The organism is Methylobacterium sp. J-118 (genome assembly GCF_057836565.1).
Map to the genome: position 1 here is coordinate 1 of NZ_JBYQFA010000007.1, position 14,440 is coordinate 14,440.

At 62.6% G+C, this 14,440-nt stretch carries 15 protein-coding genes and 1 pseudogene; 10 read left to right on the plus strand and 6 right to left on the minus strand.

Annotated elements, in window-relative coordinates; translation table 11 throughout:
- Positions 1-1,618, minus strand: a 1,618-nt coding sequence (locus tag AC3IF3_RS30235; protein ID WP_489231714.1) for a porin, incomplete at its 3' end; no start/stop codon positions are given.
- A gap of 499 nt (positions 1,619-2,117) precedes the next feature.
- Here AC3IF3_RS30235 and AC3IF3_RS30240 point away from each other — a divergent pair.
- The 6 genes from AC3IF3_RS30240 (at position 2,118) to AC3IF3_RS30265 (ending at position 6,377) form a co-directional block, all read left to right on the plus strand.
- Positions 2,118-2,762, plus strand: coding sequence for a nucleotide-binding protein (locus tag AC3IF3_RS30240; RefSeq protein WP_243964630.1), 645 nt, complete (start codon positions 2,118-2,120; stop codon positions 2,760-2,762).
- Positions 2,759-3,082 (plus strand): hypothetical protein, encoded by a 324-nt coding sequence (locus AC3IF3_RS30245; RefSeq protein ID WP_489231671.1) that lies wholly within the window; start codon positions 2,759-2,761, stop codon positions 3,080-3,082. Before AC3IF3_RS30240 ends, AC3IF3_RS30245 begins: the two co-directional genes overlap by 4 nt.
- Positions 3,083-3,457: 375 nt before the next feature.
- The gene (locus tag AC3IF3_RS30250; protein WP_489231672.1) at positions 3,458-3,814 is read left to right on the plus strand and encodes an ArsR/SmtB family transcription factor; all 357 of its coding nucleotides are present in this window, start codon (positions 3,458-3,460) and stop codon (positions 3,812-3,814) included.
- Positions 3,801-4,319, plus strand: coding sequence for an SRPBCC family protein (locus AC3IF3_RS30255; RefSeq protein ID WP_489231673.1), 519 nt, complete (start codon positions 3,801-3,803; stop codon positions 4,317-4,319). Before AC3IF3_RS30250 ends, AC3IF3_RS30255 begins: the two co-directional genes overlap by 14 nt.
- A 518-nt stretch (positions 4,320-4,837) precedes the next feature.
- Entirely contained in the window at positions 4,838-5,395 is a 558-nt protein-coding gene (locus AC3IF3_RS30260; RefSeq protein ID WP_489231674.1) for a hypothetical protein, read from the plus strand.
- Positions 5,388-6,377, plus strand: a complete 990-nt coding sequence (locus AC3IF3_RS30265; RefSeq protein ID WP_489231676.1) for a site-specific integrase — start codon at positions 5,388-5,390, stop codon at positions 6,375-6,377. The genes AC3IF3_RS30260 and AC3IF3_RS30265 overlap by 8 nt, the downstream gene beginning before the upstream one ends.
- Before the next feature lie 499 nt (positions 6,378-6,876).
- On the opposite strand, the gene AC3IF3_RS30270 is transcribed toward AC3IF3_RS30265, so the two are convergent.
- The 5 genes from AC3IF3_RS30270 to AC3IF3_RS30290 all read right to left on the minus strand — a co-directional run bounded on the left by AC3IF3_RS30270 (position 6,877) and on the right by AC3IF3_RS30290 (position 11,272).
- Complete coding sequence (locus tag AC3IF3_RS30270) at positions 6,877-7,830, minus strand: phytanoyl-CoA dioxygenase family protein (RefSeq protein WP_489231677.1); 954 nt, start codon at positions 7,828-7,830, stop codon at positions 6,877-6,879.
- Between the two features lie 380 nt (positions 7,831-8,210).
- Positions 8,211-8,456 (minus strand): PsiF family protein, encoded by a 246-nt coding sequence (locus AC3IF3_RS30275; RefSeq protein ID WP_489231678.1) that lies wholly within the window; start codon positions 8,454-8,456, stop codon positions 8,211-8,213.
- A gap of 81 nt (positions 8,457-8,537) precedes the next feature.
- A complete protein-coding gene (locus AC3IF3_RS30280; RefSeq protein ID WP_489231679.1) occupies positions 8,538-9,056 on the minus strand; it encodes a Ros/MucR family transcriptional regulator in 519 nt (172 codons plus the stop codon).
- 92 nt (positions 9,057-9,148) lie between these two features.
- Positions 9,149-9,850: a response regulator transcription factor CtrA gene (gene ctrA / locus AC3IF3_RS30285; protein ID WP_489231680.1), complete on the minus strand. Its 702-nt coding sequence runs from the start codon at positions 9,848-9,850 to the stop codon at positions 9,149-9,151.
- A 339-nt stretch (positions 9,851-10,189) separates the two neighbouring features.
- Positions 10,190-11,272: a catalase family protein gene (locus tag AC3IF3_RS30290; protein ID WP_489231681.1), complete on the minus strand. Its 1,083-nt coding sequence runs from the start codon at positions 11,270-11,272 to the stop codon at positions 10,190-10,192.
- Between the two features lie 603 nt (positions 11,273-11,875).
- Between AC3IF3_RS30290 and AC3IF3_RS30295 the strand changes: the two genes are divergently transcribed.
- The 4 genes and pseudogenes from AC3IF3_RS30295 to AC3IF3_RS30310 form a co-directional block, all read left to right on the plus strand.
- On the plus strand, positions 11,876-13,501 hold the full coding sequence (locus AC3IF3_RS30295) for a bifunctional DNA primase/polymerase (protein ID WP_489231715.1): 1,626 nt from the start codon (positions 11,876-11,878) through the stop codon (positions 13,499-13,501).
- A complete protein-coding gene (locus AC3IF3_RS30300; RefSeq protein ID WP_489231683.1) occupies positions 13,498-13,743 on the plus strand; it encodes a hypothetical protein in 246 nt (81 codons plus the stop codon). Before AC3IF3_RS30295 ends, AC3IF3_RS30300 begins: the two co-directional genes overlap by 4 nt.
- A gap of 1 nt (position 13,744) precedes the next feature.
- The gene (locus tag AC3IF3_RS30305) at positions 13,745-14,254 is read left to right on the plus strand and encodes a hypothetical protein (protein ID WP_489231684.1); all 510 of its coding nucleotides are present in this window, start codon (positions 13,745-13,747) and stop codon (positions 14,252-14,254) included.
- 35 nt (positions 14,255-14,289) lie between these two features.
- A pseudogene (locus AC3IF3_RS30310) lies at positions 14,290-14,358 on the plus strand (HGGxSTG domain-containing protein); the annotation flags it as partial.
- Positions 14,359-14,440 lie beyond the last annotated feature (82 nt).

Genomic DNA, 14,440 nt, shown 5'->3' on the forward strand with positions numbered 1-14,440 from the left:
GGAACCGCACTTGCGAGACCGAGTCCTGCGTGGCGGTGCGAACGGCGAAGGTGCCGGCGTTGATGCCGGCGATGTTGGCGTAGGCGGTCGGGCTCTTGTCGAGATCGATTGCCCGGCCGTTCTTCAGGCCGATCTGGGTGTAGAAGCCCTCGACGCCGATATCGAGGTCCTTGACCGGCGACCAGATCAAGCTCGCACCGGCCACGAACTGGTAGGTGTCGCGCAGCGCCTGGCTCAGGTTGTAGAACCGGGTGCCGGGGACGCCAACGGCGTTGGAGCCGAACGGGTTGCTGCCGGCCAGACCGCTCACGAGGCTGTAGATCGCACCCTGGGCGAGACGGGCGCTGTTGGAGAAGCTCTGCTCGCCGTAGGAGCCGAAGAAGGCTGAGCGCCATTCCGGCGACCAGTAGTGCAGGTACGAGGCGACCGCCGTGAAGCTGGTCGAGGTCTGCAACTGCCCCGTGAACGGATTGACCGTCGCGTCAGCGAAGTACTGGGCGAACTTCTGACCCTGGATGGTCGTGGTGCTCTGCGTGTACGAGCCGGTGTACGAGGAGTAACCGGTGTAGAGCTGCGCGCCCTCGCCGTAGGCACCCTGCAGGTACAGGGCGTCGCCCGGCGCGATGAACGGGGCGTTAATCTTCAGGCCGCCCTGCACCGCGAAGCCCTGGACGTTGCTGGTATGGGCAGGGGCGACGATGGCGCCCGTGCCGGTGCTGGCGGCGGTCGAGAGGTTGCCGACGTTCAGCTCGTGGGTGGCGGCGGAGAGCTGGGCCGAGCCCCAGGCCTGGTCGAGGCGCACAACGCCGACGAAGTCGGGCAGACGCGAGCGCTCGATGCTGTCAATGTTGCCGTAGCGGTTCGGGCCGACGAAGATCGGGGTCGGCTGGTTGGTCACGCCGAAGTTCTGCGTGCTACCCGTGTTCAGCGTGGCGGCCACGTTGAACGGCGAGAAGATCGGGGTCCGGCGGAAGACCGGATCTTCGATCGAGATCGTCGCCGACAGGCCGTTGCCGACCGTCGCCGTGTAGGCGAGCAGGTTGGTGGAGAAGTTGTCCGAACCGGCGGTAGCACCGGCGAACTCGAAGTCGTGGGCGTAGAAGTCGAAGAACGACGACGCGCGACCGGCAGTCAGCCCGGCGAACTGGATGAACGCCTTGTCGACGTTGGCGAACTGCTGGTCGCGGCCGAAGCTGTCGGTGCCGATGCCCGGGTAGGCCTGGCCGATGCGCTGTTGGGTGCCGGAGGTGCCGACGCCGGAATAGCCGGTGCGGGCGCCTGCATCCAAGCGCACGAAGGCGCGCAGGGTGCCGTAGGCAGTCTGGGTGCGGGCATCGAGGTTGATGCGCATCCGGCCCTGGTAGCCCGACGTGTCACCGGCGGCGCCCGCCTGGCGGGTGTAGCTGGTCTGGTAGCCGCCCTCGAACCGGGCACGGCCCGAGATACGCAGGCAGGTGTCGGTGCCCGGGATGTAGAAGAAGCCGGCGCCGTAAGCGTTACAGACGCGGACGTACTCGACCGGCACCGCCTTCTTGACCGGCAGGTCGGCGGCGTGCGCGGCGCCCACCGCCGCGAAGGCGGCAGCGGAACCGAGGAGGGAATTCTTCAGGAAATTCATCAGCAACCCCAAAACTTCGAGACCCGTAACTGCGGCCATGCCTGATTTTTCAGGTCACACCGCCCATTCTTGTTTGGGCCCGCGTCTTGGTGGCTGGCTCCAGCAGGCCCTCACATCGAATTGGCTTGCTGATGCAGGATCATGCCTGAACTGTTACGCTCAGCAATACGGTTTTCATTCAGACACAATCGGTTCGAGGGAACCGTGTCAGTTCGGCCACACATTTGACAGTGGCTTTCGATCAACAGCGCTGCTGCGGCAGGCAGCTAGCCAGGCGGCAATATCATCCCGGCTCGCCCGGCCTCGCGCACTCCCGACCGCTTCCGCGGCTGATGCGGTTCAAATAGCGCGAGCAGCTCTGCACCGCTACGGCGCTTCGATGCTTTCGCGCTGTAATGCTTTAGCGCTAAACACCTATCGCACGATGGTGCTACCAGACCGTAGCGCTTTCGTGTCGTCGTGCCTTGCTGCTACAGCGCGACAGCATCACGAGGGGGCCATGCGAACGATAACCCTGGTCACACAAAAAGGCGGATCCGGAAAAACCACGATCGCCGCAAGTCTCGCTGTCGCGGCCGTCGAGGCGGGGGAGAAGGTCGCCGCCCTCGATCTCGACCCGCAAGGCTCGCTCGCGGCGTGGGGTGACGTTCGGACGGAGGATGCGCCGGCCGTTGATCGGCTCGGTTCGGATCGTCTCACGGATCTCCCGCAGATCCTAGCCGCGCTTGGGGCGCAGGGGTTCACAGTCGCGGTGCTCGACACGGCCGGCGTCGCCTCCACCGGGGGCAATCTGGCCATGCAGGCCGCAAACCTGGCGCTCATCCCCGCCCGGCCGTCGCGCCTCGATCTACAGGCCACCATGCCGACCATCGAAACCCTGATGCGTCTCGGCATGCGGGACCGGTTCGCGTTCGTGCTGAACCAGTGCCCTGCCGGGCGCTCGGCTCGAACCGTCGAAGCGGCCAGCGGGCTCGGGATGTTCGGCGTTCTAGCCGAACCGTCCCTGACGCAACGCGCCGACCATCAAGACGCGCTCGCGGCGGGGAAAGGCGTCACGGAGTACGCGCCCGACGGTAAGGCTGCCGAGGAGCTGCGGGCGCTGTGGGCCTGGGCGGATCGCAAAATGAAGGCGAACAAGGCATGACGAAGCGCCCTTCCCTGATTGGTGGCCTATCCCTGCCGGGATCCGAACCCCGTGAGCCGGCGGCATCTGCTGCCCCTGCCCCGGCATCCGCGCCAGCCTCGCCCGAACTGGCGAGCGCCAAGCCTGCGGGCCGGCGAGCCCGTCCGGATGTGGTGCATACCTCCGTGTACCTGCCGAAAGAGGTGCATCGCCGCTTGCGCGAGATCGCGTTCACCCGGGACGTGAAGGTTCACGATGTCATCATGGAAGGGATAGACGCGGCCTTGCAGAAGCACGGGCATCCGCCGGCCTCGTCGCTCAAGCCCAAGGGCGAGGCGTAGCACGATAGCGGAACAGTGCCGTAGCGCTATCGTGCTATGGCATCGCGAAACTATCACGCTATGCCGGTGTCGTGCTGTCATGCTGCAGCACTACAGTGCTTTGGTCGAACATGGACGGCGGTTGCTTCCGCTTCCGACCTTTCGCAGACCCTCAGAAGGTCCGCTTCGTGGCAGCATGATAGGCGGCGACCTAAGACCGGGTTGGGTGGTTTCCTGCCTGTCCGCTTCTGGACAGCGGTTGCATCAAGTGGACATAGCCGTGGGGACCGCTCACGACCCGAAACGGATGTTTAGAAGGTCTGTTTCCGGGCGATCAGCTAGCGCCGATCTCAGCTGCTTGCACGATGGCAATCCATACGTTAAAAACTGAACTGTATGGTTCAGTTTTTAACGTCGCGCCTCAACGTCTCCTTCGCAGCGCTCTCGGATGCCACACGCCGAGGCGTACTTGAGCAGCTCGGGCGTGGAGATGCTTCGATCACGGAGCTTGCTGCCAAGTTCCACATGACCCTCACGGGCATGAAAAAGCATGTTGGTATCTTGGAGCAGGCTGGGCTGGTCACGACGCAGAAGGTCGGACGCGTGCGGACCTGCAAGCTTGGCCTTAGCCAGCTAGTGGAAGAGACGGCCTGGATCGAGGAATACCGCAAGCTTTGGGCCTCGCGTTTCGACGCGTTGGATCAAATCGTCGAGGAACTGAAGCAGAGGGAGACGTTCGATGGACACAAGTAGACAAAGTGATCCTGTCGCCGGGAAGGCCCACACGACGGTGGAGCGAACCTCGGACAGGGAACTCGTCGTTACGCGAGTCGTCGCCGGTCCGGCACGTATCGTATTTGAAGCATGGGCTAAGCCGGAACTGTTCCAGCGCTGGTGGGCGCCCAAATCATCTGGCGTCACCTTAATTTCGTTCGAAGCTGAGATCCGGACGGGCGGCTCGTACCGTGTGGTTATGGGCCACCCTTCTTCAGAGCAGCCCATGACGTTCTTCGGTCGGTACGTCGAAGTGACGCCACCCACCCGCCTCGTCTGGACCAATGACGAAGGTGCTGAAGGAGGGGCCATCACCACAGTCACCTTCGAGGAAAGGGATGGCACGACACGGGTCGTCGTGCACGAACTCTATCCTTCAAAGGAAGCACTCGACGAGGCGATGGCTTCTGGAAGCACAAGTGGGTGGGGCGAGCAGTTCGAGCAACTGGACCACCTGCTCGTCAGCCTGGACGGGACGGCTTAAGAGCTATCTGCCTTCGCTTTCCGGGGGTTCGTGGGCGTCACAAATAAGGCTCACGGGCACGTCGCAGTCCTTCGCCCGTGAACGAGGTCGGATCTAAGGCAGAACGCGGGCTTCGGGTCAGATGCGCAACGTCCGCTTCGAGGCGAGCGGCTGACTTCCGCTCTCCACCCTCAGCCGAAGCTGCCGGACGACCGACTAACAGCCGCTTTCGGGAAGCGCTGACGGCGGTCCCGACGATCGGGTTGGGTCGGATGCAGAACGTCCGGTTCGGAGCAACAGCCCAGCGTCCGCTCCCCTCCCGCAGCCGACAGTACCGCGTGTCGGGTCGTGCTCTTCAGCGCTGTAGCATTACAGCACCGAGGCATTGCAGCATGACGGCAGTCAATGTAACTTCCGATAAGTGGTGTTCTCGGAAGTTTGCGACAGGGCGGATCGTTGGCCGTCGGCAGCCCTAAGACGCTGCTGGTTGGATGACGGCAGACGCTATTATCCTTTGAGTTTAGCTGGAGGGGTTCGGTATGCCTGAGGCGCTCATCGTCGTTGTCCCGACCGAGACGCTTTCCCTGTCACCGGAATGGCGAGAGGCCGCCGAGCAAGCGGCGCGCAATCTGGGTCAGGCCAAGCCTCTCGCCGAACTCAGCCCCGAGCATTGGCAGCTCGTGCTGACCAGCGTCACGGATCGCATGCGACTGCGGGGCGCCTCGATGGCGCGCGGCTGGCAGCTCGCACTCGCCCGGCAGGTCGGGCGTCAGGATCCCGAAGATCCGGCGGAAGCGCGTGTCCTTGCCCTGTATGCCAAGCGCGAGGAGATCGCAGCCCACGTCGCGCGCGACCTGGGGCTTGGGGACTTGGCGGGGCTCAGCGATAAAGAGCGCGCCACGGTCGATCAGCAGACCGCCGAGACGATCGAGGGCTGCGACCCCACTGCACCCGAGTCGGCAGACTGCTCGGACGCGGATCGAACGATGCGGCGACTGCTCTCTGAGCACCGCGCATTGAGCGAGCTACGAGCCGACGAGGACAACGTGCGCTTGGCAGAGGAGGGCGAGGTGTTTGCGCCCGAGGACGATGCCTGACAGCCTACCCATCGAAACTGTAGAGATCGCCGCTGGGCTGCCGGTCGAGACTGTAGCACTCGTCCAAGCCTACCAGCGCGCCTCGAAGGCAGCCGCGACCCTGCGGGCCTACCGCTCGGATGCGCGGGTATTTGAGGCGTGGTGCCGACGGTATGGGTTCCGGTCGCTGCCCGCCACGGCCGAGGCGGTCTCGGGCTTCCTCGTGGCCGAAGCGGAGGCTGGACGGTCGGCTTCGACCATCGGGCGCCGGCTCGCCGCGATTGGCTACGCGCACAAGCTGGCCAAGGCCGCGGACCCAACGGACGACGAGGATGTCCGCGCCACCATGAAGGGGATCCGGCGGCGCGTCGGGATTGCGCCAACGCAGAAAGCAGCGGCCACGGTCGACGTGCTGCAGATGCTGCTGGCCCGCACGCCCGACACGCTGACCGGCAAGAGGGACCGCGCGCTGCTGGCACTTGGGTTCGCGGGGGCCTTCCGCCGGAGTGAACTTGTAGCGCTCGACGTCGAGGACCTGCGCGAGGATCCTGAGGGCCTGCGGGTCATGGTCCGCCGGTCTAAGGTCGATCAGGAGGGCAGGGGGTTCGAGAAGGCCATCCCGACCGGCCGGTTCATTCAGCCCGTGCGTCTCGTGCGCGAATGGCTGGCGGCCGCCGGCATCACGGAGGGCCCGGTGTTCCGGCCGGTCTCGCGATCGGGCCGGATGCGGGGGAACTGTGCGCAGCTCGCGCCCCAGGCTGCCCGCCTCACGGATCGGTCCGTCGCCAACATCATCAAGGCCTACTGCACGGCCGCCGGGTTCGATGCGGCGCTGTTCGGGGCACACAGCCTGCGGGCCGGCTACATCACGACGGCGGCCGAACGTGGGGCGGATCTCGCGCGCATCATGGACCAGTCGGGCCACCGGGACCCGCGGACGGTCGTCGGGTACATTCGCCGGGCCAACGCCTTCAAGGGGCACTCGGGGAACGGGTTCCTGTGAGACGCAGGACTTGCTAGACGCCGCCGCGCTTCAATCCTCTGGCGTGACGCAAGTCCCTAAGAAGGCCTTCCGCTCTGGACCCTCTCTTAGCTTCTGGTTATCCGCCCGCTGCCGACAGCGATCGAGTACCGCCGGGTCAACGGCTGATGCCGCTTCCTCGCCGGCAGCGGATGCGCCCGAGGCGGGCTTTCTAGTCGGCTCTGACGTGCTTTGTGCGTGCCCCACCGTAGGAAGGCAGGCAAGGGCAGCTACAGCGGTGAAGAGTGCGAGGGAGGGTCGCATGGGGCCGCCGAGGCTTCGAATGCCGAACTCACAACGTGAGCACCATCTGGGGCGAAGGTGCAACGTTGCGACATCGCCCACATCGTCGACGGCCATCTTTAGCGCCATCTCGATGACCTGCTACCTTGGACTCATCCGGCAACGCTAACCCTCACAGCCGCGGCCTGAAGGCAGGGCTCTAGAACTACCGAAGCCTTGGAGTGGCAAATCTCTGACCTTACTTTGGTAAAACATACCTCGCGACTGAGGGAAGATCATCGCGCCAGAGCGCGCAACGCGTTTGATAATCAGTTAATGATGAGCGAAGCATTCTATAATCTGATAAGTCAACGATAGGCTTTCCGCAGAAGTATGGGCGCCGAGGCGGGCGGGGATAATAGTTGAAGAAGATTGCTGCCCTGTTATCCCCCGTCGCAGGCTTGCCACGATGATAGTAGCGCGCTGTGTCACAAAATATGACGCTCCCGCTCGGGCCGACACACGTTACAATATCCTCCGAGGATAGGCTTCTGCCGGCAATACGTTCTAGTTTCTCGTGCCTCGCAGGGCGCGTATATAGGTTGCTGCCGTTATAAATCCTTTCACGTATCATTTCGAAAGGACCGCCATCTGCATCGACATCATTTAAGTAAATAGCAACTTTGACAATACTTTCATCTTCGCCGTCGAGATGCCATACTCTAGCACCTCGTTCTCGCCCATCTGCCAACGTATAAAAAAAGTTGAACCCACCAAAAGCAACAGGCAGCTCTAAGTAGCATTCGACGATTTTGAGGATCCTTTCCCCAAGTCCGAAAAAATATATCTCGGGGCGTTTTTCTAATTCTGGTTTGTTTGCTTGAATCAAATATGGATCAAAAGCACCTGACGCGCCATTGATAAGGCGCGCTTCAATGTCTTGACGCACTGCATCGGCCGCGCTTAACATTTCCCTTGTTTCGGGAAGATTTAGATCGTTTAAATGAGTCTGATATATGCCTGTATCACGCAGAGCCTGAACAGCTATCTGATCGCAATGATCAAGCAGATCTATGTCAAATCTCTGCGCAGCGCGTATAAAATCATAGTGACGTTCGATGCGCCGCCTTGCTACCGGCGTTGACATTGCTCCATGCAAAGCAGATCGGGCAAAGTTGTCCAGCTTCCTATGAGCGCGGCCGATGATGCGCATTTTAAGCGATCCCTCTGAGCCCCTCCACCTCAGCAAATCATATGCCGCAACAGAAGAGCATATCAAACTATGGCCAAATAGAAAAATATTTCACTCTCCCCCACTTGCTTGTGACGATAGTACATATTGATTAATTCTAATCTGAGTAATGGAAGGCATCCGTGATTTCACCCCATCCAAGGTCAAGTATTGCAACTTTCAATTGATCAAGACTTTAAACCGCAACTTTCGATGCGATAAAGGAGAGATCGCAAATCGATCGCGTCTGGCACAGCGCAGTGGTGCCATAATACTGCTTCGCTTCAAGATTGAGGCCAAGGCTATCGACACGGTCGTCGTGCGCGCCAGCCAGGAAGCGCCGCAGCTCGGTTCCCAAATGCTCAATCCTCTGGCTCGACGCACGTGTTCATGAACGTCGCACGCTCCGAGCCCTTGAGCTTCCTCTGCGCAGCTGCGCGCCTGCAGCGCGCAAGCAGCTCGGGGTCGACGTCCGTCATCGTGTCGTCGCCCCCCTGAGGTGAACCGGCAGTCGGCTTCTCCGCAGGGACTGGCGCATTCTGCGCGAGCGCGACGGTGGTGAGGGCCGCGAGGGCTGCCGCGGTCGAGATCGAGCGTCTCATCGCCATTCTGCCTGAGCTCCATTGCATGGGCATCACCCTCGCCACGATCTGCGGCGAAGGTTCGGCAGAATGCTACTCGCGAGTGCCCTACGCCTCTGCGACGTTGCTGGTCTTCCGTGCCCGGCCAGCCCGCTTCGGCTTATCGGAGACGGTCTCAGCAGGCTCAGCAACCTTCGGAGCTGCCTCCCTGCGCTTCTGGCCCAGCCCGAAACTGTGAGCGAGCGCCGAGCGCTGCGCCGAGTAGCTGGCGGCCGTTGAGGGGTAGTCCCGCGGCAGGCCGAAGTGCTCCCGGTATTGCTCGATCGTCATGCCACTCTTGCTGAGATGCCGCTTCAGGGTCTTGTACGGCTTGCCGTCGAGGAAGCTGATCAGCGCGTCTGGCGTGATCGACTTGCGGATCTGGGCGGGGGTGAGCTTCTCGGCCGAAGGAGCGCTGGTTGCCCCTCCTTGGCCGAGACCAGTGAGTGCGGCATGAATGCCCGCGAGCAACTCCGGCATATCACCGGGTCGGACGGAATTGTTCGACACGTAGGCTGAGACGATCTCGCTCGTCAGTCCGACGAAATCGATGGTCTGAGCCTCGATGGCTCCTGTGTTCTCGTTCACGGCGTACCTGCTTGAGTGAAGCAAGCCATCTGCGCCAATGAACACAATAAATCAATGCACATTTAGGACTTTTCGTTTCTACCTGCTGATTTTTAGCTTGCCATCGCTCGCATCTCGGGTGCGCCTTCGCGCAGTACGTAACCGCGGCCCCAAACGGTCTCGATGTAGTTCTTGCCATGACTAGCGCTGGCGAGCTTCTTGCGCAGCTTGCAGATGAACACGTCGATGATCTTCAGCTCGGGCTCGTCCATGCCGCCGTAGAGGTGGTTGAGGAACATCTCCTTGGTGATCGTCATGCCCATCCGTAGGCCGAGAAGTTCCAGCATCTGGTACTCCTTGCCGGTGAGCGGGATGCGATTACCGCCTACCCTGGCCATCTTCTCGTCGAGGTCGATCAGCAGATCGCCCATCTCAATTACCGACTGGGCGTGACCCTTCGAGCGGCGCACGATGGCGTGGATGCGCGCGATCAGCTCGTCCTTGTGAAAGGGTTTTGAGAGGTAGTCGTCCGCCCCGAAGCCGAGCCCCTTCACCTTGTCCTCGATGCTGCTCATGCCGGAGAGGATGAGGACCGGCGTCTTGATCTTGGCGGCGCGCAGCGAGCGCAGCACCTCGTACCCAGACATGTCGGGCAGGTTCAGATCGAGGAGGATGATATCATAATCGTAAAGCTTGCCGAGATCGACGCCCTCCTCACCGAGGTCGGTGGTGTAGGTATTGAAATTCTCGGACTTGAGCATCAACTCGATGCTCTGCGCGACGGTAGCATCGTCTTCGATCAACAGAACGCGCATGATAGCACCTCGATGTTAGGTGCTTCATACTTTCTCAACGATACTAAACCGTTAATAACCGATTATGTTGTTCAATGCTCGGTCACAAACCGCACAACCCACTCCTCGGCGGTCAGTGCGGGCCCGGAAAGGCACAGCACGCCGTTGCTGATGGTCTCCTACACCCGCCACGATCCGCCGCCAGTTCTCGTGGTCTTGTAGCCGCTCAAGCCCTCGGTCAAATTCGGCGGGGCCTTCGGCGCGATGCCAGGGCGGGCGCGGTCAAGAAGCTGTCCTACGAGGGCGATGCTGTCGACTTGATCGTCGTGAACGTCCGCGGGGAAGCGCAGCGGTCTGTTCTCACGCAGGGATCTGCTCGATACCGGCTGTGTTCTCCTCGGCGACATGGTTTTGACGGTGGCGAAACGCACTCAGGGCTTGGTAGACCTGCAGTCTCGCTCGCATCACTGACCCGAGCGGCCGATGCGCTGTCAGGCTGTGGGCGGGGCGGAAGGTCATCATCTCGTCGAAGTAGCGCACACGATCCGGTCCGTAGGCATCCTGGCGCGGCAGGCGCAGTGTTGCGATAGTTCGGTACGGACTGATCGACACCGGCCAGTCGACCGAGGCGTCCTCGATCGGCTGCCGATCCGCGTCTGACCACAGCTGCGCCTTCAGCTCAAACACCACATCGTGCTCGCGAAAGAAGTCGATCGCCGCGTGGCGGAAGCCGTCCTCGTCCACGTGCGGGTCGAGGCGCCACTCGGATAGGGCACGTTGTTCCCCCGAGGCTGGCACGGCACCGAGCTTGGCCACGTAGTCACCGAAGCGGATCGGCGCCTGGCTGAAGTAGCTGTCGGCCAGCGGGTGGCTGTAGGGATGGCCGAAGAAATCGGCGAACGCACTCTCCGTCCCGAAGGCGTGAAGGGCCTTATTGAGATTGCGCATCGTCGATGAGATGGCGCTCTTGACGCCCTCGGGCAGGCCTGTCGATTTGCCGATGACGGTACCGTCACGCAGGAAGCCCGCCGCGGTGCCTGACGGGAAGGTGGTGCCGGTTGCCAGCACCAAGTCCTGCGTATCGACGCCATGGCCAGGCAGCTTCTCACCCGGTACGCCGAAGATCTTGATCGCCATGCCGCGGTGGGTAGAGACCCGGTCGCCCAGCGTCTCTCCGGGTCCTTGTGCGAACCGGACAGCAATAGGGTATGTGCCCGCCCTAGCGAAGAGGCCCTGCGCCAGCTCGGGCGGTAAGTCAGGCGCGATCGTCAACTCGCCGGTGACACAGGCGGTGCTCTTGGCGTGGCTGGCACGCACCGCATGGTTCTCGCGTGCCTCGACCGTCTCGGACTGCTGGGTCATGCCCCTGATGATGCCGTCGATCGTCGCCTGCTCGTCCGGGGCAGGCCGCTCGATGTCGAGCGCGTAGCGCAGGTACGTCATGCTCGGGCTTTCGCGCTCGGTTTTTCGGATGAGCTCGGACAGTAGTCCGAGCCTGCGTCCCGGCACGCTACGAGACCGAGACGCCACCCCACGATCACAGAAGCTCCCCGCGCGCGCCCAAGTTCCTAGTTTCATGATCGGGCGTCAGCGCCCGGCAACGAACCGCGCTGTCCACTTGTCGTCGGTCAGTTCCGAGCTGGTGGGGCACAGCACGCCGTTCGAGGCGGGCGCCTTGCCCTGCGCGACCCGCCGCTGCCAGTTCGTGAGATCGTCAGTTAAGTCCGCAACAGTGGGCACCGAGGTGTACTATAACACCACCTGGTGCGTCATGAAGCAAACGACCCTAGATTATTTCTACAACTGATCTATATAGTATGCGTCGAACCTATAGAAGGTGCGGTCCCGGAATGGTGACTAGCAATGCCGCGCACGACCTCCTCACGATTGCAGAGGCTGCTGAAGCTGCCCGCATCTTACGCCGTCACCTTCAAACGCTCCTGCAGCGGTGCGAAGGCCTCCCGGTCATCCGGCTCGGCCGGCGCCTGATCATCCGCCGGAAGGCCCTCCGGGCATGGCTCGTTTCGCGGGAGGCGGACCATGCAAATGCCGCTTAATCTTCGTCAGCATCCCGTCTCTGACAGGCGTTGCTGTGGGGCACGTGCCCACTGGGGAGACCATGCCGCCGAGGTAGCCGAGCACGGCTTCTCCCCCGTGATCGTCAAGGCCGGAACCAAGGAGCCTCTCTATCCCAAGTGGCAGATGGCCTGTTACCTGCCGCCGGTTCCGGCGTTCATAGCCAAGCACGCTACCGGTCGCGGGCGGAATGACAGCGTCGGCATCGCCTGCGGACAGCTCCGGGATGGGAAGAAGGAGATCGGTTGGCTGATCGCCATCGATTGCGATGCGGGCAGCCAGACCCGGTCAAGCGAAATCCGCGACGCGATCGTCGAGCATCTCGGTGAGAGCCCCCTCGTTCGGTTCGGACGGCCAAACCGGTGGGTGCGCCTGTATCGCTCAGAAACGCCCACCGCCTCGTATCGTCTAGGCGACCTGGAAATCCTCGGGGTGGGCCGCCAGTTCGTCGCCTTCGGCATCCACCCGAATACCGGCAAGCCCTATGGCTGGCAGGATGGCGATCCTGGGGACGTGAAGGCCAAGGAGCTGCCGGTCGTCAGCCAGAAAAAGCTGGAGGGGCTGCTACGCGCCTTCGGTCACCACGAACAGGGGCGGATCTCCGAGTCCACGACACGGAGGTTTACCTCCCATCAGGGCGTTGAAGTCAGCGTCCCTGATGCTGGAAGTGGTCAGCTCCTATGGACGAAGGACGAGCGCGGGCTCGTCATCGACGGGCGCGATGCCTTCTTGACGTGGTGCCTCGCCAAAACGGGCGGCCACGCCGAAGCGGCCTTCGCGTTGTTCGAGGATCATGCTGACCTCAGCCGCCCCAAACGAGATACCCGGAGGGCTTGGACCCTGAAGGATGCTCAGGTGAAAGCGAGGACGTTCGTTCGACGAAGCCGCCAGGGCCTTGTCAAACACGCCGTCAGGGGTAGGCCAGCTCAGGGCGACTGGAGTGGCAGACCTTGGTCGGACGACGAGATCGCGGCCCTGATCGAGCACACCGACCGCCTGCTGCTCCAGCGCAAGATCACCCAGACTGAACGGGCGGTCGCGGTCGCCATGGCCGAGTTCCTGGAGGACAAGGGCCAATGCTTCGCGTCGGTCGGCACAATCGCCAAGGGGGCCGGCGTCACCTCGAGCGCGGTTAAGAACGCACGCCGGCGACTGGTCACCTTGGGCCTCTGGAAAGCCTCTGAGACCGTCGGGAAGATGCCGGCCTACGTGCCGATCTTTAAGCCGACCCAAACCCCTGTCGCAAAACAGAGAAGTAACCGACCCGTTCAATCTCAAGTACCCAATACCAGTAAGGTATCCTCGGTTGCCCTGCGGCAGGGCATGGTTCCCTCGAACGACAACCGGTGGATCGTTAGGGTCGGCCGCAAGCCGGTGCAGCTCGACCTGTTCCAAGGTGAACCCAAGCTCTCGGACCCGCTGGCCTTCGGACACCACCTTCGCCGGGAGCGCCTGAAACGCGGTCTCACGCAGCAAGGAATGGCGGAGTACCTCAGCTGCCGACGGTCCCACATTGCGAACGTCGAGCGCGGTCACGACCGCCTCAGTCACTGGGCGCATCAGCGTTTCCTCGAACTCACCCGGAGTGCGGCATGACCAATCCGGCTTCCGATCTGCGCGACCTTGCGGCCTGGGCCGGCTATTGCGCTGAATGGATTGGGGAAAGCGTCGGAGCCCCGAACGGTGGTCGTACTCATGCGACGCGCACCGTCAGCTTCGAGGCAGCGACCTTCGACGACTTCCTGATCGGGCTTCGGCGCCTCGGCCCGGAATTGGAGCGGCTTGCTCAAGTGGTTGAACGGCCCCGGCTACGGCTGGTCAGCGGAGGGAGAGCCTGACATGGCAGCGCCGAAAGAGGCACCTGTTCTACGGGTTACCGACCCTGCAACCGGAGAAGGCAAACTACGGCCCATAGGGGGATCTGGGTCGGACGACTTCAACCGGGTGATCGCGAACCAGGTCGTTCAATCCCTCTGGCTGGCTCACACGGACAAGGAGGGCAGGGACCAGCTCCAATCGGCCGCTCTGGCTACCCTGGTATCGATTGCTCCCAAGGATGAGATCGAGGGCATGCTGGCGGCACAGATGGTCGCCGCGCACGCCGCCTCGATGGAGTGCTACCGACGTGCCATGATTAGCGAGCAGAGCCACGAAGGCCGGCAGTCGAACCTCAGCCACGCGGGCAAGCTGTCCCGCACCTACGTCCAGCTCCTCGAGGCGCTGAACCGGCATCGGGGCAAGATCGGCCAGCAGAAAGTCACGGTCGAGCATGTCCACGTCCACGCCGGCGGTCAGGCGGTCGTCGGCACAGTCGAGACGCCGCTGGACGGGGGGAGGGGCTCCCGATGAAATCCGAGGGCAACCCCATGCAAAGTGGCTTCTCCATGCACCTGTCTCCCCGCTGCGGGGCTCGGACGCGGAGCGGGAGCCCATGCTCCTCGCCGGCAATGCCGAACGGCAAGTGCCGTATGCACGGCGGTAGCTCGCCAGGAGCCCCGATGGGTGAGGCGAACGGCATGTACCGGCACGGGCGCT

Coding starts and splice junctions, on each gene's coding strand:
- AC3IF3_RS30250 (WP_489231672.1), top strand. CDS start 3,458: ATGGTTCAGTTTTTAACGTCGCGCCTCAACGTCTCCTTCGCAGCGCTC.
- AC3IF3_RS30295 (WP_489231715.1), top strand. CDS start 11,876: ATGCCGCTTAATCTTCGTCAGCATCCCGTCTCTGACAGGCGTTGCTGT.
- AC3IF3_RS30240 (WP_243964630.1), top strand. CDS start 2,118: ATGCGAACGATAACCCTGGTCACACAAAAAGGCGGATCCGGAAAAACC.
- AC3IF3_RS30300 (WP_489231683.1), top strand. CDS start 13,498: ATGACCAATCCGGCTTCCGATCTGCGCGACCTTGCGGCCTGGGCCGGC.
- AC3IF3_RS30290 (WP_489231681.1), bottom strand. CDS start 11,272: ATGACGTACCTGCGCTACGCGCTCGACATCGAGCGGCCTGCCCCGGAC.
- AC3IF3_RS30270 (WP_489231677.1), bottom strand. CDS start 7,830: ATGCGCATCATCGGCCGCGCTCATAGGAAGCTGGACAACTTTGCCCGA.
- AC3IF3_RS30255 (WP_489231673.1), top strand. CDS start 3,801: ATGGACACAAGTAGACAAAGTGATCCTGTCGCCGGGAAGGCCCACACG.
- AC3IF3_RS30260 (WP_489231674.1), top strand. CDS start 4,838: ATGCCTGAGGCGCTCATCGTCGTTGTCCCGACCGAGACGCTTTCCCTG.
- AC3IF3_RS30265 (WP_489231676.1), top strand. CDS start 5,388: ATGCCTGACAGCCTACCCATCGAAACTGTAGAGATCGCCGCTGGGCTG.
- AC3IF3_RS30275 (WP_489231678.1), bottom strand. CDS start 8,456: ATGGCGATGAGACGCTCGATCTCGACCGCGGCAGCCCTCGCGGCCCTC.
- ctrA (WP_489231680.1), bottom strand. CDS start 9,850: ATGCGCGTTCTGTTGATCGAAGACGATGCTACCGTCGCGCAGAGCATC.
- AC3IF3_RS30305 (WP_489231684.1), top strand. CDS start 13,745: ATGGCAGCGCCGAAAGAGGCACCTGTTCTACGGGTTACCGACCCTGCA.
- AC3IF3_RS30245 (WP_489231671.1), top strand. CDS start 2,759: ATGACGAAGCGCCCTTCCCTGATTGGTGGCCTATCCCTGCCGGGATCC.